Origin of the sequence: Superficieibacter electus (assembly GCF_002915575.1) — a bacterium.
GTDB classification, from domain to species: Bacteria; Pseudomonadota; Gammaproteobacteria; order Enterobacterales; family Enterobacteriaceae; genus Superficieibacter; species Superficieibacter electus.
Genome location: NZ_PQGD01000004.1, coordinates 179,438 through 201,433, shown reverse-complemented (window position 1 = coordinate 201,433; position 21,996 = coordinate 179,438). Strand labels below are relative to the sequence as shown.

Genomic DNA, 21,996 nt, shown 5'->3' with positions numbered 1-21,996 from the left:
ATAAAGCAGAAACTATTGATAGAATTTAGCGAACTAAATAACCACCATCGACGACCAGTAAATGACCGTTAACATAATTAGACGCCTGACTGGCAAGGAATATCGCAGCGCCCATTAAATCCTGAGTATCTCCCCAACGATTGGCCGGAATATGATCCAATACCCGCTGATTGGTTTCCGGGTTACTACGCGTGGCCAGCGTAATATCTGTCGCATAATATCCCGGTGCAATACCGTTAACCTGAATATTATATTGCCCCAGTTCATCGCAATAGGCTTTGGTAAAACCGGCAAGCGCATGTTTAGTTGCCGAATAGGCCGGAGACCACTGGCCGCCAAGGTAAGAGAACAATGAACAGATATTAATGATTTTACCGCTATTTTGCGGAATCATAATTTTGGCCGCTTCGTAGCTGAGTTCAAACGCCGCCGTCAGGTTAACATCGATCATTGGGTCCCAGTCTGCGCGACCAAAATCCAGCACTTTATTCAGCTTACAAATTCCGGCGTTGTTAACCAGAATATCGACGGTGCCAAAACGCTCGCAGCAGGCGGCGATAATCTTCTGCGGGGCACCTTTTTCGGTAATATCTACCTGCATAAAATCTACTTCAACACCTTGTTTCTCAATAATTTCCTTCGTTTCGCCATTGTCCTTTACAAAGCTTGGGATAAACAGATTCGCCCCCGCTTTCGCCAGCGCCATGGCAAAAGCCTGACCCAGGCCGCTGTTACCGCCCGTTACGATCGCCGTTTTCCCTTTCAGGGAGAAAAAATTCATTGAAAATGCGTTGAGAGATTCGATCGACATAGTTAGCTCCAAATTCCTTTAGGCAAAAAAAAAGAAAGGCAACTTCCCCCGCGAGAGGGAAGTCACCTTTCTCATTATCTCTGGTAACTGAGGTAGATTTTTAGCACAACCTTAAAACACCTAATGTGATCAAAATCACATATATTTCGTTAATTTTGTCATTATGGACAAAAACAAGAATTGTGATTATTCTCACACTATAACCAGCCCTTCCATGCTATTTCTAAGCGTAATTACTAGAGACCTGAGAAAAGTAATCCACCTGAAAGGGCGGTTTACTTTTCTCTTTTTTTTGTCTGTTAAACATGAGAATTCAATATGCATAACAACTCATATCGCCGTTGGATAACTCTCGCGATTATCAGTTTTAGCGGCGGCGTTAGTTTTGATCTGGCTTATTTACGTTATATATATCAAATTCCCATGGCAAAATTCATGGGATTCAGCAATACCGAAATCGGGTTAATAATGAGCACTTTCGGGATTGCGGCTATTATTCTGTATGCGCCCAGCGGGGTTATTGCCGATAAATTCTCCCATCGCAAAATGATTACTTCAGCAATGATTATTACCGGATTGCTCGGTTTGCTGATGATGACCTATCCACCGCTGTGGGTCATGCTCTGTATTCAGGTTGCTTTCGCCATAACTACCATTCTGATGCTGTGGTCGGTATCAATTAAAGCCGCTTCGCTGCTGGGAGATCACAGCGAACAAGGGAAAATCATGGGCTGGATGGAAGGCCTGCGCGGCGTTGGGGTTATGTCACTGGCGGTATTTACCATGTGGGTCTTTTCTCGTTTCTCCCCCGACGACAGCAATAGCCTGAAAGCCGTGATCCTGATTTATAGCGTGGTTTACATCTTGCTGGGAATATTGTGCTGGTTTTTCGTCAGCGACGGTAACAGCCACAGCAGCGCGGCGAAAGAAGAAAAACAATCCTTCCAGCTCAGCGATATTCTCGCGGTGTTGCGCATCAGCACCACCTGGTATTGCAGTATGGTCATTTTTGGCGTCTTTACGATCTACGCCATCCTCAGCTACTCCACCAATTATCTGACCGAAATGTACGGTATGTCGTTGGTCGCAGCGAGCTACATGGGGATCGTCATCAACAAGATATTTCGCGCCATTTGCGGGCCTTTAGGCGGCATCATCACCACTTACAGCAAAATTAAGTCGCCAACGCGAGTGATTCAACTGCTTTCAATCGTCGGTGCCGCGGCGCTGATTGCACTGCTGGTGACAAACTCAAATCCACAGTCCGTGGTCATGGGAATTGGTCTGATTCTGCTGCTGGGCTTCACCTGCTACGCCTCACGCGGACTTTACTGGGCCTGTCCTGGCGAGGCCAGAACGCCGTCTTACATCATGGGAACCACCGTGGGGATCTGCTCGGTGATCGGTTTTCTGCCCGACGTGTTTGTTTATCCGATCGTCGGCCACTGGCAGGACACGCTCCCGGCGGCACAAGCCTATCGCAACATGTGGTTAATGGGGCTGGCGGCGCTGTGCATGGTCATTCTCTTCACTTTCTTGTTATTTCGCAAAATTTGCACCGCTAACGCCGTACCGGAAAAGATGACATCTCTGGCCGCAGGAACCTCCGGCGAGTGAAGATGGAAAATTAAAGGAGAATGACAATGTCAAAGAAATACATCATTGGAATTGATGGTGGAAGTCAGAGTACCAAGGTTGTGATGTACGATCTGGAAGGTAACGTGGTTTGTGAGGGCAAAGGTCTGCTGCAACCGATGCTTACCCCAGACGCCGATACGGCAGAACATCCGGACGACGATGTGTGGACGTCGTTGTGCTTTGCGGGCAAAGATCTGATGAGCCGGTTTGCGGGAGATCCAAAAGATATTGTCGGGATCGGTCTGGGCTCCATTCGCTGCTGTCGCGCATTGCTCAAAACTGACGGTACACCCGCCGCACCCTTGATTAGCTGGCAGGATGCGCGCGTCACCCGCCCCTATGAGCACACTAATCCTGATGTGGCTTACGTCACCTCATTTTCAGGTTATCTGTCACATCGCTTAACCGGTGAATTTAAAGATAATATCGCCAACTACTTTGGGCAGTGGCCGGTGGATTACAAGACCTGGACATGGAGTGACGACCCCGAAGTGGTGAAGAAATTCAATATTCCGCGCAAGATGCTGTTTGAGGTCCAGATGCCGGGAACCGTGCTCGGACATCTGACCGATGCCGCCGCAAAGGCAACAAGCTTCCCGGCTGGATTACCGGTCATTTGCACCACCAGCGACAAGCCGGTAGAGGCGTTGGGCGCTGGATTACTGGATGACGAAACGGCGGTGATCTCATTAGGGACCTATATCGCCCTGATGATGAACGGCAAAGCATTGCCCAAAGATCCCGTCGCTTACTGGCCGATTATGTCGTCGATTCCGGAAACGTTACTCTATGAAGGTTATGGTATTCGCAAAGGGATGTGGACGGTCAGCTGGCTGCGGGATATGTTGGGTGAGTCGCTGATTCAGGATGCAAAAGCGCAGGATCTGTCGCCGGAGGATTTACTGAATAAGAAGGCTGCCTGTGTGCCGCCCGGTTGTAATGGCCTGATGACCGTCCTGGACTGGCTGACAAATCCCTGGGAACCATTTAAACGAGGGATCATGATAGGCTTTGACTCCAGCATGGATTACGCGTGGATTTACCGCTCGATTCTGGAGAGCGTGGCACTGACGCTGAAAAACAACTACGACAATATGTGCAATGAAATGAACCATTTTGCTAAACAGGTGATCATCACTGGCGGCGGTTCAAACAGCGATCTGTTCATGCAAATCTTTGCCGACGTGTTCAATCTCCCGGCAAGACGGAATGCCATTAACGGTTGCGCCAGCCTGGGCGCGGCAATCAACACGGCTGTCGGGCTTGGTCTGTATCCGAACTATGAGACCGCCATTGAAAAAATGGTGCGGGTGAAAGATGTGTTTACACCAATAGAAAGCAATGCCAGACGCTATGAGGCGCTAAATAAGGGGATTTTCCGCGACTTAACGCAATATACGGATGTGATTCTGAAAAAGTCGTATGAAGTGCTGCATGGCGACCTGGATAACGTCAATTCGATTCAAAGCTGGTCTAACGCGTAGCGAGCACGCCGGATGGACGCTCTCCATCCGGCGATATTTCCAGGCAATATTTCTACGCAATATTCAAATACTTGTGCGTCTGCATCGACAAACGCCAGTTGCGGGCGATGCAGGTTTCGATACACAGACGCGTCGCATCGTCTTTCTGACTGATAGGTTGCAGGGCAATCACCCGTGGTTTGTCATCCTTCAGAACGGCGAGCAGTTCGTCCAGCGCTTCGATATCCCGCACGCGCCCAACCGGGTGCTTTATTTCGTCCGCGCGCTGGAGCGCCTGCTCCAGAACATCGTAGCCACCGCGCATGTTCACTTTCGGCGAAACGGTGACCCAGGTATTCGGCGTACAGCGAATCTCATGCGTGCCACTGGTTTCAATCTGGCAACTAAAGCCGTTTTTCTCCAGTAGCATGGTTAGTGGCAGTAAGTCATGGATGCACGGTTCGCCGCCGGTGATCACAATGTGACGGGCGGTATACCCCTGCCGTTCAATGATCGCCAGCAGATCTTCACTGCTTGCCGCGCCCCACTTGTCGCTCTCTTTGGTTTTCGCCAGAATGCTGTAAAGTGAGACTTCCCGATCGCTAAGTTTATCCCAGGTGTGTTTGGTGTCGCACCAGGCGCAGCCTACCGGGCATCCCTGTAAACGAATAAAAATGGCGGGGACGCCGGTAAAGTAGCCTTCACCCTGGAGGGTCTGGAACATCTCATTTATCGGGTACTGCATAGTCTTCTCGGTTTAGCCTGTAAACCCTGATTATCGCAGATCCTGACGTAACGATCATGTGCGATTCGCGCTCTGTTGCGCAATCGCCGCCGCGAAGCGTGTGGTGATTTGCTGTGGTCGGGTGATCGCTCCACCCACCACCACCGCATGCGCGCCGAGTTCAAGGCAGCGCGCCGCCAGTTCCGGCGTGTCAACATTGCCTTCGGCGATAACCGGCACGCTGACAGCCTCCAGCACCGCGCGCAAAAACGCGCAGTCGTTCTCTGCCAGTTTGTGCCCTGCTGAGGCTTTTGTATAACCGTATAACGTCGTGCCGATACAGTTGAAACCAAGCTGCGCTGCGGCCTTTGCATCGTCAAGGCTGGCGATGTCCGCCATCAGTTGCACCTGCGGATAACGCTCACGGATCTGCCTTATCAGTGCGGAAAGTGTTTGTCCGCCGGGCCTGGGGCGCAACGTAGCATCAAGAGCAATCATCTCCGGGGCAGCCGTCATCAGCTCGTCGATTTCACGCATCGTGGCAGAGATAAAAACATCGCTGTCGGGATAATCGCGTTTGATGATGCCGATCACCGGTAAATCAACCTGCGCTTTAATCGCCTGAATATCGACGACGCTGTTAGCACGAATCCCCGCCGCGCCGCCCTGCTTTGCCGCCAGCGCCATGCGCGACATGATAAACGAACTGTGCAGCGGTTCATTTTCCAGCGCCTGGCAGGAAACCACCAGCCTGCCCTTGATTTGCTCTAACATCATGTTCATTCCACCAGAATCTCTTCAATTTCATTTTTGATAATCGTCACGTGCGGACCATAAATCACCTGAATGCCATTACCGCGCTGGATCACGCCCCGAGCGCCCGTCGCTTTGAGTGCCGCCTCGTCAACGCTGGCGCTGTTTTTTACCGTGATCCGCAGGCGTGTCGCACAACAGTCCACCTCGTCCAGATTTTCCTGACCGCCCAGTGCCGCCATAATCGCCCTGGCGCGATCGCTGCCGCTCACGTTTACCGCTTCCGTATCCTGCTTTTCGCGCCCCGGCGTCAGGAAATTAAAGCGGGTAATTAAGAAGCGGAAGGTGAAGTAGTAGAGGAAGAACCACGGAATACCGACCATGGGTACGTATAACCAGTGGGTTTTTGCTTCGCCCTGTAAGATGCCAAACAGGACAAAATCAATAAATCCGCCGGAGAAGGTTTGCCCGATAGTGATGTGCAGAATGTGTGCCAGCATAAATGCCAGCCCGTCAAAAAAGGCGTGAATGACATACAACACCGGAGCAACAAACAGGAAAGAAAACTCGATGGGTTCGGTGATGCCGGTCAAAAACGACGTCAGCGCCGCCGACAGCAGCAGTCCGGCCACGCGTTTTTTATTTTCAGGTTTCGCAGTGTGATACATCGCCAGACAGGCACCGATCAGGCCAAACATCATGGTAATAAAGCGGCCGGACATGAAACGTGAAGTGCCGACGTAAAACTGCTGCGTGTTTGGGTCGGCAAGCTGGGCAAAGAAAATTCGCTGCGTGCCTTCAACCAACTGGCCGTTGACGATTTCACTGCCGCCGAGTGCCGTGGTCCAGAATGGCAGGTAAAAGATATGGTGCAGGCCGAACGGGCCAAGCATGCGCAGAATAAAGCCGTACAGTAGCGTGCCCAGATAGCCGGTGGCATCCACCAGACCGCCAAGGCCAAAGATCAGCTTCTGAAAGTGCGGCCAGACGACGGTCATGATCGCCCCAACCACAATCGCCGCCAGTGAGCTGATAATAGGCACAAAGCGCGAACCGCCAAAAAATCCCAGAAACTGTGGCAGGGCGATTTTGTTAAACCGATGATGCAGTGCGCAGGTCACCAGGCCGATGACGACGCCGCCAAAAACGCCGGTTTCCAGCGTCTGAACACCGAGGACCATGCCCTGCCCGACCGCACCGGGATTGCTTTGCGCCAATTCTCCGGTCAGCGTCAGCAGCGCATTGATCGTGGCATTCATCACGAGGAAAGCCAGTAGCGCCGCCAGCCCTGCCGTGCCTTTATCGGTTTTCGCCAGGCCGACCGCCACTCCAACGGCAAATAGTACCGACAGGTTAGCAAATACAATCGCGCCGGCGCTGCTCATGATGGTGAAGATGGCCTGTAACCAGCCCACATCAAGAAACGGATATGCCGTTAACGTATTGGGATTTGACAGCGCCCCACCGATGCCCAGTAGCAGGCCCGCCGCAGGCAGTACCGCAATTGGCAGCATAAATGATTTGCCAAACCGCTGTGCTTTTTCAAACCAGCCTCCTGATGAGGCTCCGCTAAATATGGTCATTTTTTCTCCCCCGCTGTTTTGATGAAAATTTTTATCATAAAAATAATAATATTTGAAAATTATCATCAATAAAGCGGACGTTGATCATACTTTTTTAAAATGACTGGCATCCAAAGCGGGATTTCCGCCACACTTAGCGTCAGGAAAAATAAGGAATACTGGCATGGCTGAAAACGAAAATGTGCTGCTCAGGCTGCGGCAAAATGTCTCGGGTTATAGTCCCACGCAGCAAAAGCTGGGAGATTTTGTGCTGACCGATCCGTCGCGGGTGCTTTATCTGACGATTACCGAGCTGGCACGGGAGAGTGAAACCAGTGAAGCCAGCGTTACGCGCCTGTGCCGTGCGCTGGGTTGTAAGGGATATACCGAGTTTAAAATGGCGCTGGCGCTGGATGTGCAGCGTTTGCAGGCTCCACGTGCGCAGGGTGATGAGATTGACACGCTGGTCGACGAGTCGGTTCAGGCATTGCGCGATACGGCAGAATTACTGGATCGCAGCGTACTGGAACAGGCGGCGCTGGCGCTGCATGAAGCGCGATCCGTACAGATTTATGGTGTCGCTGCCAGCGCCATTATTGGTGATTATCTGCATTATAAGCTGTTACGCCTTGGCAAAGCTGGCCAGCTATTCAGCGATATGCACCGGGCGGCGATGAGCGCCACCGCGCTTAGCGGTGAGGATGTGGTAGTGGCGATTTCCAGCTCGGGTTCGACGCGGGATCTACTGCACGTCGTCAAACTGGCACGTAAATGTGGGGCCAGGGTGCTGACCATCAGCAATACGCCGCGCAGTCCGCTGGCCTCACTTAGCGATATTTTGCTGGTGGCCGCTAAGCCGGAAGGACCATTAAGCGCAGGCGCACTCAATGCAAAAGTGGGGGCAATGCTGCTGGTAGAACTGGTCATTACATCGCTGTTGTCGCTGGATGAACGCTACAGTGAGCGTAGCCAGCAAACCGCCAGCGCCACACTGCCACTGCTGTTGTAGGTACAAAAAAACCCGCCGAAGCGGGTTTTTCCTGAGAGCAAAAGTACAGGATTATGCCTGGCCTTTGATCTCTTTACGACCATTGTAAGGCGCTTTCGCGCCCAGTGCTTCTTCGATACGAATCAGCTGGTTGTATTTAGCAACACGGTCAGAACGGCTCATAGAACCGGTTTTGATCTGGCCAGCAGCAGTACCGACCGCCAGGTCAGCAATGGTAGCGTCTTCAGTTTCGCCAGAACGGTGAGAGATGACCGCGGTGTAGCCAGCGTCTTTCGCCATTTTGATCGCAGCCAGCGTTTCGGTCAGGGAACCGATCTGGTTGAATTTGATCAGGATGGAGTTAACGATGCCTTTTTCGATACCTTCTTTCAGGATTTTGGTGTTGGTTACGAACAGATCGTCACCAACCAGCTGGATTTTGTCGCCCAGTACTTTGGTCTGGTAAGCAAAACCGTCCCAGTCAGATTCGTCCAGGCCATCTTCGATGGAGACGATCGGGTACTGTTTGGTCAGCTCTTCCAGGAAGTGAGTGAATTCTTCAGAGGAGAACGCTTTGTTGCCTTCGCCAGCCAGAACGTATTTACCGTCTTTGTAGAATTCAGACGCTGCACAGTCCATCGCCAGGGTGATGTCTTTGCCCAGCTCGTAGCCAGCGGCTTTAACGGCTTCAGCGATAACGGCCAGTGCTTCAGCGTTGGAACCCAGGTTAGGCGCGTAGCCACCTTCGTCACCAACAGCGGTGTTCATGCCTTTGCCTTTCAGCACTTTAGCCAGGTTATGGAACACTTCAGAACCCATACGTACGGCTTCTTTCAGGGATTTAGCGCCAACCGGCTGAATCATAAATTCCTGGATGTCGACGTTGTTGTCAGCGTGCTCACCACCGTTGATGATGTTCATCATCGGAACCGGCATGGAGTATTTACCCGGAGTACCGTTCAGTTCAGCGATGTGCTCATACAGCGGCTGACCTTTCGCAGCGGCAGCTGCTTTGGCGTTCGCCAGAGAAACAGCCAGGATGGCGTTCGCACCGAAGTTAGATTTGTTTTCAGTACCGTCCAGGTCGATCATGATCTTGTCAATGCCAGCCTGATCTTTGGCATCTTTGCCAAGGATAGCCTGAGCGATCGGGCCGTTAACCGCAGCAACCGCTTTAGTTACGCCTTTACCCATGAAACGGGATTTGTCGCCATCGCGCAGTTCCAGCGCTTCGCGGGAACCAGTAGAAGCCCCTGACGGAGCAGCTGCCATACCAACGAAACCACCTTCCAGGTGTACTTCGGCTTCAACAGTCGGGTTACCACGGGAGTCGATGATTTCACGACCGATGACTTTAACGATTTTGGACATTAGGTTTTCCTCAGTACAAGTTAAACTAAAACTCCAGACAAACAGTGCACCCCCTGGGTGCACTGCCGTTCTAACTTTTTTACTTACTTCGCCTGACGCTTCTGGTATTCGCTGGCCGCTTTTACAAAGCCGGCAAACAGCGGATGCCCATCACGTGGCGTAGAAGTAAATTCCGGATGGAACTGGCCGGCGACAAACCACGGATGGTTTGGCACCTCAATGATCTCGACTAACTGATCATCACCGGAACGGCCCGCAACGCGCAGGCCCGCAGCTTCAATAGGTTTCAACAACATGTTGTTGACTTCGTAACGATGGCGATGGCGTTCGGTAATGGTCGACGCGCCGTACAATTTGCGTACCAGGCTGTCGTCCGTGAGCTGGCAAGCCTGTGCGCCAACGCGCATCGTGCCACCCAGGTCGCTCTTTTCAGAACGAACTTCAACGTTACCTTCTTCATCACGCCACTCGGTAATCAGCGCCACAACCGGGTATTTACAGTCTGGCACAAATTCCGTTGAGTTGGCGTTGTCCATGCCCACCACGTTACGGGCAAATTCAATCAGTGCAACCTGCATACCCAGGCAAATGCCGAGGTAAGGGATATTGTTCTCACGCGCATAGCCTGCGGTGGTGATCATCCCTTCGACACCACGGTAGCCGAAACCACCTGGGATCAGGATCGCATCAAGTCCTTTGAGGATCTCAACGCCGCGCGTTTCAACATCCTGCGAATCAATCAGCTTGATGTTAACAGAAACGCGGTTCTTCAGGCCGCCGTGCTTCAGCGCTTCAATCACGGATTTGTAAGCATCCGGCAGTTCGATATATTTACCGACCATGCCGATGGTCACTTCGCCTGCCGGGTTGGCTTCTTCATAGATAACCTGTTCCCATTCAGACAAGTTAGCTTCCGGACAGTTCAGGCTGAATCGTTTACAAATATAATCGTCCAGACCCTGTGATTTCAACAGGCCCGGGATTTTATAAATTGAATCGACATCTTTCAGCGAAATAACAGCCTTTTCAGCCACGTTACAGAACAAAGCAATTTTCGCCCGCTCGTTCGCCGGAACGGCACGATCGGAGCGGCAAATCAGGATATCCGGCTGGATACCAATAGACAGCAGTTCTTTAACGGAGTGCTGAGTGGGTTTGGTTTTGACTTCACCGGCAGCAGCCATGTACGGCACCAGCGTGAGGTGCATAAACAGCGCGTGCTCGCGGCCAATATCCACCGCCAGCTGGCGAATGGCTTCAAGGAATGGCAGGGATTCGATGTCCCCAACGGTACCGCCGATTTCAACCAGCACCACGTCATGCCCTTCGCCGCCTTCCAGCACGCGTTCTTTAATGGCATTGGTGATGTGAGGGATAACCTGAACAGTGGCACCCAGATAGTCGCCACGGCGCTCTTTGCGCAGGACGTCAGAGTAAATACGGCCGGTAGTAAAGTTGTTGCGGCGGCTCATCTTGGTACGGATGAAACGCTCGTAGTGGCCAAGGTCCAGATCGGTTTCAGCGCCGTCTTCAGTAACGAACACTTCCCCGTGCTGGATAGGACTCATGGTGCCTGGATCGACGTTGATGTACGGGTCCAGTTTCATCATAGTCACGTTAAGGCCACGGGCTTCTAAGATGGCTGCGAGGGAGGCTGCGGCAATGCCTTTACCCAGAGAGGAAACGACCCCGCCGGTCACAAAAATATAGTTCGTTGTCATGCTGAACCTGAGAAGTTAGGTTTAAAAGACGATGGAATAACCAGGACGGGACAGTAGTATACCCGAACATGGCGAGCGCCACAAACTTTCATTCTCCCTCCTCTTCTGCCATGGCCAACGATATGAGGAGTGAGAAAATAGCCACTTTCAGGGAAATGTTTTTGACGCAAATCAAGCGCTTGTTATTTAAAAAATGACACAACGTGCGCCTGAGGGCGAAAATCGTTAGAGATCATATTCCTGGCGTTTTACTTCCTGCCAGACATCTTCCATTGTTTGCAGGTCAACGCCGGTCATTTCCAGGCCACGCGCGGCGACAATACGCTCCACTTCGCGAAACCGGCGCTCAAATTTCAGATTGGCTTTTTGTAATGCGACCTCCGCTTTCACGCCAAGATGGCGGGAAAGATTGACGGTCGCAAACAGCAAATCGCCCATTTCTTCTTCGACTCTGGCCTGATCGACTACCGCCTGTTGTGCTTCGTGCATAACCTCGTCAATTTCTTCATGCACTTTATCCAGAACCGGACCAAGCGAGGTCCAGTCGAAACCGACGGTGGAGCAACGTTTCTGGATTTTGTGCGCCCGCATCAGGGCCGGGAAGCTGTGGGGAATATCATCCAGCGCAGAATGCTGCGCTTTTTGCGCCCGCTCATCGCTTTTGATTTGCTCCCAGCGCGCCAGCACCTCGGCGCTGTTTCCCGCTGCCGCGTCACCAAATATATGCGGATGACGACGCTCAAGCTTGTCGCCGATCGCCGCGCAGATGTCATTGAAATCGAAGCGCCCTTCTTCCTGCGCCATTTGCGCGTAGAACACCACCTGAAAAAGAAGGTCGCCCAGTTCACCGCGCAGATCGTCAAAATCTTCACGGGCAATGGCATCCAGCACTTCGTAGGTTTCTTCCAGGGTGTAAGGGGCGATGGTAGCGAAGGTTTGTTCTTTGTCCCACGGGCAGCCGTTTTCCGGGTCGCGCAGGCGCTGCATGATAGAGAGCAGGCGGTCGATTTGCGTCATAATGGTCATCATTTTTGAGTGGTTGTGAACAATGAATGTGATTGTAACGTATCCACCTGACGCATTCGCTATCAATCATTCTGAGAGTGGCTTACCTTAATCGCGCCACAGCGGCGGTTTTCGCTTTGGCAAGCCGCCATGCAGCAAGAATATATACACCACGCCATGCAACAGCAGAAAAACCAGCGCCAGCACACGTACCATATCGTCTACAAAACGCACTTGTGACGACAACACGTTAAAAGGGAAACGGCCCGTCGCCACCAGACATAGTTGTATCGCCATCGCCGCCATATTCGCGGCCCGACATACCAGGTGTGAAGTAAGTCCACCCACAGGATAAATTAAGAAGTAGATCCAGATTTGCAGGACGAACAACAGTAATGAGGAGAGTAAGTACAGGATAAAAAAGCTGAGGTCCAGGCTCATCGTCAATTATTCACCCGGCATAACAAATAAGGTTTGAGATCGGCAGTCACATTGTAAAATACAAGCCATAAGCTCTCACCTCGCCGCATTGCAATTATTTTCTATACTCTATGGATTTCACGTTGCAGGAAGGCGGCAAGTGAGCGACAAATTTGTCGGAAACAAATTTGACCAGCCAAAGGCTGGCCTCAGGTGAAAGGCAGGATGCCTTTCATTTAATCCCGATGAGCTTACTCCAGTAAGTGATTCGGGTGAGCGAGCGTAGCCAACGCACCTGCAACGTGAAAGACGACGAGTATACAGCGCATTATAGCCGGTTAACGCGTAAACCCGCATCCTGCTTTTGATTTAAAAAACGATCACCTCTGTCATTGGCGCTATAACGTAAACAATATGTTGCCTGGGGGGATATTGGCGTATTCCCCATTCAGGATGCGGCGCGCCAATAGTAAAGACAATAAACGGCGGCCTTACTGAATAACAGCAAGGCCGCGATGTTTTCAGGCGTGCTACGCCACCCCTTACCCGCCGTGCAACCGCCGCGCATCTATCACATCCGGCACCTGATTCAGTTTACCGAGCACTCGCCCGAGCACCTGCAAGTTATAGATTTCAATCGTCATATCAATGCTGGCAAGCTGCTGTTTCGTGTCGCTGCGGCTGGCCACGCCCAGCACATTGACCTTTTCATTTGCCAGGATAGTGGTGATGTCACGCAGCAGGCCGCTGCGATCGTTGGCGGTGACGCGGACCACCAGTGAGTAGCCTGCTGAATAGCTTTCACCCCATACCGCATCGACAATGCGTTCCGGCGCGTGGGTGCGCAGCTCTTCCAGTTGATCGCAGTCAGCACGATGCACGGAAATCCCGCGGCCCTGGGTGATAAACCCGACGATCTCATCGCCGGGGATCGGCTGGCAGCAGCGGGCAATGTGATGCATCAGATTGCCTACCCCTTCCACAACGACGCGGCCATCGTCTTTATTACTGCGGTTGGGCGGCGCATACGTTTTTTGCTGAAGCTGCTTAAGCGCCGCCGCATCCTGCTCGGCCGCGCTGGGCTTGTTAAACTGCGCCTGCAAGAAGTTGACCATCTGGTTAAGACGGATATCGCCGCCGCCAATCGCCGCCAGCAGTTCTTCAATCTCATTGAAGTTATAGCGCGGCAGCAGGAACTTCTCGGCCTCTTTCAGGCTGATGCCCAGATGCGCCAGTTCATCGTCGAGGATCTGCCGCCCGGCGAGGATGTTTTTATCCCGATCCTGTTTACGGAACCAGTTATGAATTTTGGCGCGTCCACGGCGGGGGGTCACGTAGCCCAGGTTCGGGTTCAGCCAGTCGCGACTCGGGTTCGGCTGTTTCTGGGTGATGATTTCAATTTGATCGCCCATCTGCAACTGATAGGTAAACGGCACGATGCGTCCGCCAATTTTCGCCCCGATGCAGCGGTGCCCGACGTCGCTGTGGATATGGTAGGCAAAGTCCAGCGGCGTGGAGCCTGCGGGCAGATCCACCACGTCACCTTTTGGCGTAAAGACATAAACGCGATCGTCAAAAACCTGGCTGCGCACTTCATCAAGCATTTCGCCTGAGTCAGCCATCTCTTCCTGCCAGGCAATCAGTTTACGCAGCCAGGCGATCCGGTCTTCATGGCCGCTACGCGTGCCGCCTGCGACGGTGCCCTCTTTGTATTTCCAGTGCGCGGCCACGCCCAGTTCCGCATCTTCGTGCATTTGTTTTGTACGGATCTGAATTTCAACGGTTTTACCGCCCGGCCCGAGGACTACGGTATGTATGGACTGATAGCCGTTGGGCTTAGGGTTCGCCACATAGTCATCAAACTCATCTGGCAGATGGCGATAATGGGTGTGTACTATTCCCAGCGCGGCGTAGCAGTCCTGCAACCGCTCAGCCACAATACGTACCGCCCGCACGTCAAACAGCTCGTCAAAGGCGAGATGCTTCTTCTGCATTTTGCGCCAGATGCTGTAGATGTGTTTGGGTCGCCCGTACACTTCGGCTTTTACACCTTCCGTTTTGATTTCTGAACGCAGGTGACCAACGAATTCATCAATATACTGTTCGCGATCGAGACGGCGCTCGTGCAGCAGTTTGGCGATGCGTTTGTACTCCGCCGGATGCAGGTAACGGAAGCAATAATCTTCCAGCTCCCATTTCAACTGGCCGATACCCAGCCGGTTAGCCAGCGGGGCATAAATATTGGTGCACTCTTTGGCCGCGAGCACGCGCTCGTCTTCCGGCGCATCTTTCACATCGCGCAGGTGGGCTACCCGCTCGGCAAGCTTGATAACGACGCAGCGGAAATCATCGACCATCGCCAGCAGCATTCGCCGCACGTTGTCGACCTGCTCGGAAGAGACTGAATCCGTATGGGTCGCCTTAAGCTGACGGATAGCCGCCATGTCGCGCACACCATGGATGAGGAGCACCACCGGCTTGCCCGCCGCTTCCTGAAGCGCCTCTTCACTGACCACGTGGTTATCGACCAGCGGGAACAGTAGCGCGGCGCGCAACGTATCAATGTCCATGCTGAGCATAGAGAGGATTTCGACCATTTCCACGCCGCGCCAGAGGATAATATCGGCGTTAGGCTGCCCCTGCGTTTGTTCACGACAGTAGGCCCAGGTCTCGGCTAAGCGTTCACACGACTGCTGGCTGGAAATCCCCAGACTGGCGATCCATTTTTTCGGGTCAAATTCACCCTCTTTATTCATATGTGAACTTCTTACCGCAACCATCGTCCTCTCCTTTCAGGGACCGGGCCTGCCGGATTCGGCAAGCCAACGCTATTTAGTGATGCTCAAACAGCACCATTGATTCCAGATGCCCAGTGTGCGGGAACATATCCAGCATTGCCAGTCGCTGAATGTGATACCCCGCATTAAGCAGCGCTTCGCTGTCTCGCGCCAGGGTCGCCGGATTACATGACACGTAGACCACGCGTTCCGGCGCAAGTTTTATAATATGCTGCATAACGCCCGGCGCACCGGCGCGGGCAGGATCAAGTAGCACTTTGTCAACGCCATGTTGTGCCCACGGCTGTTGCGTAACATCTTCTTCAAGATTTTCATGAAAAAACGTCACATTATGCAATTCATTTTGTGCGGCATTCTGCTGGCCTTTTTCCACCAGCGCCGCCACCCCTTCCACACCGACAACGCTTGCCGCCCGCCGGGCCAGCGGCAGGGTAAAGTTGCCCATGCCGCAGAACAGATCCAGTACGCGATCGGTGGGCTGAATGTCCAGCCAGTCCAGGGCTGTGGTGACCATTTGCTGATTAACGCCGTCGTTTACCTGGATGAAGTCGCGCGGGCTAAACGTTAAGCGTAGTCCTTCCGATTGATACCACGGCGCTTTATCTGTTAACGGCTCCAGTATCTCGCTTTGTGGCGCGAGGTACAGCGCAAGGTCCTGAGAATGCGAAAAGCGTTCCAGTTTTTCGATATCTTGCGCACAAAGTGCCGCCGTATGCCGCAAAACCATCAACGGGCCATTATCGGCCAGCACCAGTTCGACATGCCCCAACTGGCGCACGGATTTCAGGCTGGCGAGGCACTGGTGCAACCCGGGCAGCAATGCCTCAAGTTGGGGCATCAAAACAGGGCATTGCCTGATATCAACAATATCGCGGGCGTTAGCTTTGCGAAATCCCATGTGCAACTGCTGCGTTTTCGGCTGATAGCTCAGGCTCAGCCGCGCGCGCCGCCGGTAGCCCCAGGGTTCTCCGGCAATGATGTCATCAACGTCGCGTTTCATCATCCTGGCGAGCGCCGCCCGTTTACTGCGCTGTTGCAGGGCAACGCTGGCGTGCTGTTGCTGACAGCCGCCGCACACGCCAAAATAGGGGCAGCGCGGTGTCACCCGCTCAGGGCTGTCGTTCAACCGGCGTTTCACCAGGGCGAGGGCAAAGTGTTTTTTATCGTCGTTAATAACCACCTCGGCGCGCTCATCAGGTAACAATCCTGGAATAAAAAGCGCCTTACCATTATGGCGCGCAACGCCCTGGCCGAAGGGGTCAAGGTCATTTACCGTCACAGTTATGATCTGACGCGTCGTCACGCGCCGTTTTGCAGAGTAGAATTGCGCCATCGTAGAGATTTTTCTCAATCAAACATAATGACGTTAATTGTCCCATAACGGAACTCCATGACCAACTACAGCCTGCGCGCTCGCATGATGATTTTGATCCTGGCCCCTACCGTCCTGATCGGTTTGCTGCTCAGCGTTTTCTTTGTTGTCCATCGCTATAACGATCTGCAACGTCAGCTTGAAGACGCCGGAGCCAGTATTATTGAGCCTCTCGCGGTGTCCAGTGAATATGGTATGAACCTGCAAAACCGCGAATCGATCGGCCAGTTGATAAGCGTGCTGCATCGTCGCCATTCGGATATTGTGCGGGCGATTTCAGTTTACGATGAAAAAAATAAACTGTTTGTCACCTCTAATTACCATCTTGATCCTAATGTGCTGCGCCTGCCTGAGGGAGAAGCCTTGCCACGCCGCCTGAGCGTCCTGCGCCAGGGTGACACGATGGTTCTGCGCACTCCCATACTTTCTGAAAGTTACTCGCCCGATGAGTCAGCGATTTCAGACGCCAAAACGCCAAATAATATGCTGGGTTATGTCGCGCTGGAACTGGATCTAAAATCAGTCCGGCTTCAGCAATATAAAGAAATTTTTATCTCCAGCCTGATGATGCTGTTTTGTATCGGCATCGCGCTGGTGTTTGGCTGGCGATTAATGCGCGATGTAACCAGTCCCATTCGCAATATGGTGAATACCGTAGACCGCATCCGCCGTGGCCAGCTTGATAGCCGCGTCGAGGGTTTCATGCTGGGCGAGCTGGATATGCTGAAAAACGGCATTAACTCAATGGCGATGTCGCTGGCCGCCTACCATGAGGAGATGCAGCATAACGTCGATCAGGCGACCTCTGATTTGCGGGAGACGCTCGAGCAGATGGAGATCCAGAACGTTGAACTGGGTCTCGCGAAAAAACGGGCGCAGGAAGCGGCGCGCATCAAATCTGAGTTCCTGGCGAATATGTCGCACGAGTTGCGCACGCCGCTTAACGGCGTTATTGGCTTCACCCGTTTGACGCTGAAAACCGAGTTGAATACGACCCAGCGCGATCATCTGAATACTATCGAGCGCTCGGCGAATAACCTGCTGACCATCATCAACGATGTGCTTGATTTCTCCAAGCTGGAGGCAGGGAAACTGCTGCTGGAGAGCATTCCTTTCCCGCTGCGTAACTTGCTCGACGAGGTGGTCACGTTGCTGGCCCACGCCGCGCATGATAAAGGTCTTGAACTGACGCTGACGATTAAAAATGACGTACCGGATAACGTTATCGGCGACCCGCTACGTCTACAGCAGGTCATCACCAATCTGTTAGGGAACGCGATTAAATTTACCGAGCATGGCAATATTGATGTCATCGTGGACAAACGCGCGCTCAGCCACACTAACGTGCAGCTTGAGATCCAAATCCGCGATACTGGTATTGGTATTCCGGAAGCCGACCAGTCGCGATTATTCCAGGCCTTTCGTCAGGCCGACGCCAGTATCTCACGCCGTCACGGCGGCACCGGGCTGGGGCTGGCTATCACGCAGCGGCTGGTGAATGAAATGGGTGGCGATATCTCCTTCCACAGCCAGCCGAATCGCGGCTCCACATTCTGGTTCCATGTGAGCCTGGATCTTAACCCGAATGTGATTACTGAAGCGCCGCTGACACATTGTCTGGTTGGCAAACGCCTTGCCTATATCGAAGCGAACACTACCGCCGCGCAATCAACAATGGATTTACTGGCGACCACACCGCTGGAGGTGATCTACAGCCCGACCTTTGCTGCCCTGCCGGAGGATCACTACGACATCCTGCTGGCCGGGATACCAGTCTCCATTCGCGAGCTGAGTATGCATCACGACAAGCTGATCCGCGCACGCAAAATGACCGATTACCTGCTGCTGGCACTGCCCTGCCATGCGCAGGTCAATGCCGAAGCGCTGAAACAAGACGGCGCAGCGGCCTGCCTGCTTAAGCCCCTTACTCCGGTTCGCCTGCTGCCCGCGTTAATGGAATACTGCCGTATCAATCAGATGCCGGAAGCCGTCGCGACTGAAAATAAGCTACCCATGTCGGTGATGGCGGTGGATGACAACCCGGCCAACCTGAAACTGATTGGGGCATTGCTGGACGATATCGTGATGCACGTTGAGTTGTGCGACAGCGGCCAGCAGGCAGTTAACCGGGCAAAAGAGATGCCGTTCGATGTGATCCTGATGGATATCCAGATGCCAGAAATGGACGGTATTCGCGCCTGTGAACTGATTCGCCAGTTGCCTCATCAGCAGCAAACCCCGGTCATTGCCGTAACCGCGCACGCCATGGCAGGACAACGGGAAAAATTACTGAGCGCCGGCATGAATGATTATCTGGCCAAACCGATTGAGGAGAGCAAGCTGCATCAGTTGTTGCTGCGCTATAAGCCTGGCCTGCATACGGCCCTCAACGTGGCGGAAAGCGTGGAAAAACCGGTCAATCAGAACGTTACGCTGGACTGGCAGCTTGCCTTACGTCAGGCCGCGGGCAAAGCTGACCTGGCACGTGAGATGCTGGAGATGCTGGTGCAGTTCATGCAGGAGGTTCGTTTGAGCATCGAGCGCCAGTTAGCGGGAGAAGAGATATCGCTGGTCGATATCATTCATAAACTACACGGCAGTTGCGGTTACAGCGGCGTGCCATGCCTGAAAAATTTATGTCAGTTAATTGAACAGCAGTTACGCAGCGGTACGCCCGCGACAGAGCTGGAGCCGGAACTGCTGGAGCTACTGGATGAAATGGATAACGTGGCGCGGGAAGCGAAAAACGTTCTCGCCTCACGTTAATACCGAAGTCGGGCCGGTTGAGTTATCGGCCCGCAAACGTTATGCCAGACGTTGTCCGGCTTTCAGAACGGCAGCAATATTACGCGCACTCATACGTACGTTTTCGCTCGCGTTACTCAGCGCGGCGTCCAGCGTGCAGATGCTGTAAATAACGCTGAATACCGCATCCAGCCCGTGCTCGTGTACGACACCCACATCGGCAGTGAGACTGCCGGCAATGCCAATTACCGATTTATTATGGCGTTTAGCTATGCGCGCGACGCCGACCGGCACTTTGCCATGAATAGTCTGGCTATCAATACGTCCTTCGCCAGTGATCACCAGGTCGGCATCAGCCACCTGCACATCCAGCTTCAGCGCGTCGGTAACAATCTCAATGCCCTGGCGCAGCTCAGCGCCACAAAAGGCATGCAACGCCACGCCCATCCCGCCTGCTGCACCGCCCCCCGGCAGATCCAGAACCTGAATATCCAGATCGCGGGCCAGCAACTGCGCATAATGTTCCAGCGCACCGTCCAGGGTGGCAACCATCTCTTTGGTTGCCCCTTTTTGCGGGCCAAATACTGCTGACGCGCCGTTGGGACCGGTGAGCGTATTGGTGACATCGCAGGCTACCTCTATCCGGCATTCTGCCAGGCGGCTGTCCAGCTCACTGATATCAATCCGCGCCAGCATTCCCAGCCCGCCACCGCCTGGTGCAATCGGGTTATTGTCTTGATCAAGAAGTTTCGCACCCAGCGCCTGCGCCATGCCGGCACCGCCATCATTAGTGGCGCTGCCGCCAATACCGATAATCAGATGCCTGGCACCGTTATCCAGCGCGTGAAGGATCAGTTCACCCGTACCCCATGAGGTCGTGATAAGTGGATTACGGCGTGAGGAAGGAACTAATTCAAGGCCGCTTGCCGCTGCCATTTCTATAAAAGCGCACTGCTCATCGCCTGAGAGACCGTAAAAACCGTTGACCGGCTCCCCAAGCGGACCAGTGACATCAACATGGATCACTCGCCCTTTCGTGGCAGCCACCATGGCATCAACGGTGCCTTCACCGCCATCGGCGAGCGGCAGTTTGACATACTGTGCATCGGGATAGATTTCCCGAAAACCGTGTTCTATTGCGGTGGCAACCTCCAGAGCACTCAGGCTTTCCTTATAAGAATCCGGTGCGATCACTATCTTCATAAAAAATCCTTTTGCATGTTGTCTGTGTTACGCCTGAACCGGGAAGGGACCGATCCGTGGGACCGGTCCCGGCTCAATTAGCGTACCATGCAAGGACGTTTATTATCAAACGTCCAGTTCGGGATCAGATACTGCATTCCCATCGCATCGTCGCGTGCGCCCAGACCGTGCTTCTGATACAGCTCATTGGCTTTCATCACCTGGTCCATATCCAGCTCAACGCCCAGACCTGGCGTTGTCGGTACCTGGACCATGCCGCCTTTAATTTCAAACGGTTGTTTGGTCAGGCGCTGATTGCCTTCCTGCCAGATCCAGTGGGTATCAATCGCCGTGATTTTGCCCGGCGCGGCGGCGGCAACGTGAGTGAACATCGCCAGTGAAATATCGAAATGGTTGTTGGAGTGGGAACCCCAGGTCAGGCCAAACTCATGGCACATCTGCGCCACGCGCACCGAACCCTGCATGGTCCAGAAGTGCGGGTCGGCCAGTGGGATATCGACCGATTGCAGGGAGAGCGTGTGGCCCATCTGCCGCCAGTCGGTGGCGATCATATTGGTGGCCGTCGGCAGACCCGTGGCACGGCGGAATTCCGCCATCACTTCACGCCCGGAGAAGCCCTGCTCCGCGCCGCACGGATCTTCCGCATAGGCCAGCGATCCTTTCAGGTATTTACCGATCTTAATCGCTTCATTAAGCGACCAGGCACCGTTCGGATCGAGCGTTACGCGCGCCTGCGGGAAGCGTTTAGCCAGCGCGACGATGGATTCGGCTTCTTCTTCACCCGCCAGCACGCCGCCTTTCAGTTTGAAGTCGTTAAAGCCATATTTCTCGTACGCCGCTTCCGCCAGACGCACCACGGCATCCGGAGTCATGGCTTCGTCATGACGCAGGCGATACCAGTCGCATTGCTCATCCGGCTGGCTCTGATACGGCAGCGGCGTCGCTTTACGGTTGCCGACGAAGAACAGGTAGCCCAGCATTTCCACTTCACTACGTTGTTGACCGTCGCCCAGCAGCGAAGCCACATTAACCCCCAGATGCTGACCCAGTAAATCCAGCAGCGCGGCTTCAATGCCGGTCACCACGTGGATGGTGGTACGCAGGTCAAACGTCTGTAAGCCGCGTCCGCCGGAATCGCGATCGGCAAAGTTATTACGCACTGCCGTTAACACATTTTTGTATTCGCCCAGCGTTTTACCGATGACCAGCTGTGCGGCCTCTTCCAGCGTCTGACGAATTTTTTCGCCACCGGGAATTTCGCCCACGCCGGTATGGCCTGAGTTATCTTTGATGATGACGATATTACGGGTAAAGAACGGCGCGTGTGCGCCACTCAGGTTCATCAACATGCTGTCGTGCCCGGCAACCGGGATCACCTGCATGGCGGTAACGACGGGAGTAGAAGTTTGTGAAGTCATTGTT

At 53.4% G+C, this 21,996-nt stretch carries 16 protein-coding genes; 4 read left to right on the top strand and 12 right to left on the bottom strand.

Annotated features, from left to right (window positions below):
* Positions 1-25 precede the first annotated feature (25 nt).
* On the bottom strand, positions 26-811 hold the full coding sequence (locus tag CHU32_RS06325; protein ID WP_103675232.1) for an SDR family oxidoreductase: 786 nt from the start codon (positions 809-811) through the stop codon (positions 26-28).
* Between the two features lie 318 nt (positions 812-1,129).
* On the opposite strand from CHU32_RS06325, the gene CHU32_RS06320 reads away from it, so the two are divergent.
* Both CHU32_RS06320 and CHU32_RS06315 read left to right on the top strand, forming a co-directional pair.
* Entirely contained in the window at positions 1,130-2,428 is a 1,299-nt protein-coding gene (locus tag CHU32_RS06320) for an MFS transporter (protein ID WP_103675231.1), read from the top strand.
* A 26-nt stretch (positions 2,429-2,454) separates the two neighbouring features.
* Complete coding sequence (locus tag CHU32_RS06315) at positions 2,455-3,933, top strand: FGGY-family carbohydrate kinase (protein ID WP_103675230.1); 1,479 nt, start codon at positions 2,455-2,457, stop codon at positions 3,931-3,933.
* Positions 3,934-3,985: 52 nt separating this feature from the next.
* Here CHU32_RS06315 and queE read toward each other — a convergent pair whose 3' ends face one another.
* From queE to CHU32_RS06300, 3 genes are read right to left on the bottom strand one after another with little or no spacing between them, the layout of a single operon-like run.
* Positions 3,986-4,657 (bottom strand): 7-carboxy-7-deazaguanine synthase QueE, encoded by a 672-nt coding sequence (gene queE / locus CHU32_RS06310; protein ID WP_103675229.1) that lies wholly within the window; start codon positions 4,655-4,657, stop codon positions 3,986-3,988.
* Positions 4,658-4,711: 54 nt separating this feature from the next.
* Positions 4,712-5,419, bottom strand: a complete 708-nt coding sequence (locus CHU32_RS06305; RefSeq protein WP_103675228.1) for an N-acetylmannosamine-6-phosphate 2-epimerase — start codon at positions 5,417-5,419, stop codon at positions 4,712-4,714.
* Positions 5,416-6,972, bottom strand: coding sequence for a PTS transporter subunit EIIC (locus CHU32_RS06300; RefSeq protein ID WP_103675327.1), 1,557 nt, complete (start codon positions 6,970-6,972; stop codon positions 5,416-5,418). Before CHU32_RS06300 ends, CHU32_RS06305 begins: the two co-directional genes overlap by 4 nt.
* A 163-nt stretch (positions 6,973-7,135) precedes the next feature.
* Here CHU32_RS06300 and CHU32_RS06295 point away from each other — a divergent pair, with 163 nt between their 5' ends.
* The gene (locus CHU32_RS06295) at positions 7,136-7,960 is read left to right on the top strand and encodes a MurR/RpiR family transcriptional regulator (RefSeq protein WP_103675227.1); all 825 of its coding nucleotides are present in this window, start codon (positions 7,136-7,138) and stop codon (positions 7,958-7,960) included.
* Positions 7,961-8,011: 51 nt separating this feature from the next.
* Here CHU32_RS06295 and eno read toward each other — a convergent pair whose 3' ends face one another.
* The 6 genes from eno to rlmD form a co-directional block, all read right to left on the bottom strand.
* Positions 8,012-9,310 (bottom strand): phosphopyruvate hydratase, encoded by a 1,299-nt coding sequence (eno, locus tag CHU32_RS06290; protein ID WP_103675226.1) that lies wholly within the window; start codon positions 9,308-9,310, stop codon positions 8,012-8,014.
* A gap of 83 nt (positions 9,311-9,393) precedes the next feature.
* Positions 9,394-11,031, bottom strand: coding sequence for a glutamine hydrolyzing CTP synthase (gene pyrG, locus CHU32_RS06285; protein ID WP_103675225.1), 1,638 nt, complete (start codon positions 11,029-11,031; stop codon positions 9,394-9,396).
* A 225-nt stretch (positions 11,032-11,256) separates the two neighbouring features.
* Positions 11,257-12,048: a nucleoside triphosphate pyrophosphohydrolase gene (gene mazG, locus CHU32_RS06280; RefSeq protein ID WP_103675224.1), complete on the bottom strand. Its 792-nt coding sequence runs from the start codon at positions 12,046-12,048 to the stop codon at positions 11,257-11,259.
* A gap of 96 nt (positions 12,049-12,144) precedes the next feature.
* Positions 12,145-12,477 carry a hypothetical protein gene (locus CHU32_RS06275; RefSeq protein WP_103675223.1) on the bottom strand — a complete coding sequence of 111 codons (333 nt, stop codon included), beginning with the start codon at positions 12,475-12,477 and terminating at the stop codon, positions 12,145-12,147.
* Positions 12,478-12,998: 521 nt separating this feature from the next.
* On the bottom strand, positions 12,999-15,236 hold the full coding sequence (gene relA / locus CHU32_RS06270; RefSeq protein ID WP_103750807.1) for a GTP diphosphokinase: 2,238 nt from the start codon (positions 15,234-15,236) through the stop codon (positions 12,999-13,001).
* Positions 15,237-15,288: 52 nt separating this feature from the next.
* Entirely contained in the window at positions 15,289-16,587 is a 1,299-nt protein-coding gene (gene rlmD, locus CHU32_RS06265) for a 23S rRNA (uracil(1939)-C(5))-methyltransferase RlmD (protein ID WP_103675221.1), read from the bottom strand.
* Between the two features lie 57 nt (positions 16,588-16,644).
* On the opposite strand from rlmD, the gene barA reads away from it, so the two are divergent.
* Positions 16,645-19,392, top strand: coding sequence for a two-component sensor histidine kinase BarA (barA, locus tag CHU32_RS06260; protein WP_103675220.1), 2,748 nt, complete (start codon positions 16,645-16,647; stop codon positions 19,390-19,392).
* Positions 19,393-19,431: 39 nt separating this feature from the next.
* On the opposite strand, the gene CHU32_RS06255 is transcribed toward barA, so the two are convergent.
* Positions 19,432-20,574: a glycerate kinase gene (locus CHU32_RS06255; protein WP_103675219.1), complete on the bottom strand. Its 1,143-nt coding sequence runs from the start codon at positions 20,572-20,574 to the stop codon at positions 19,432-19,434.
* A 77-nt stretch (positions 20,575-20,651) separates the two neighbouring features.
* On the bottom strand, positions 20,652-21,992 hold the full coding sequence (gudD, locus tag CHU32_RS06250) for a glucarate dehydratase (RefSeq protein ID WP_103675218.1): 1,341 nt from the start codon (positions 21,990-21,992) through the stop codon (positions 20,652-20,654).
* Between the last annotated feature and the right edge of the window lie 4 nt (positions 21,993-21,996).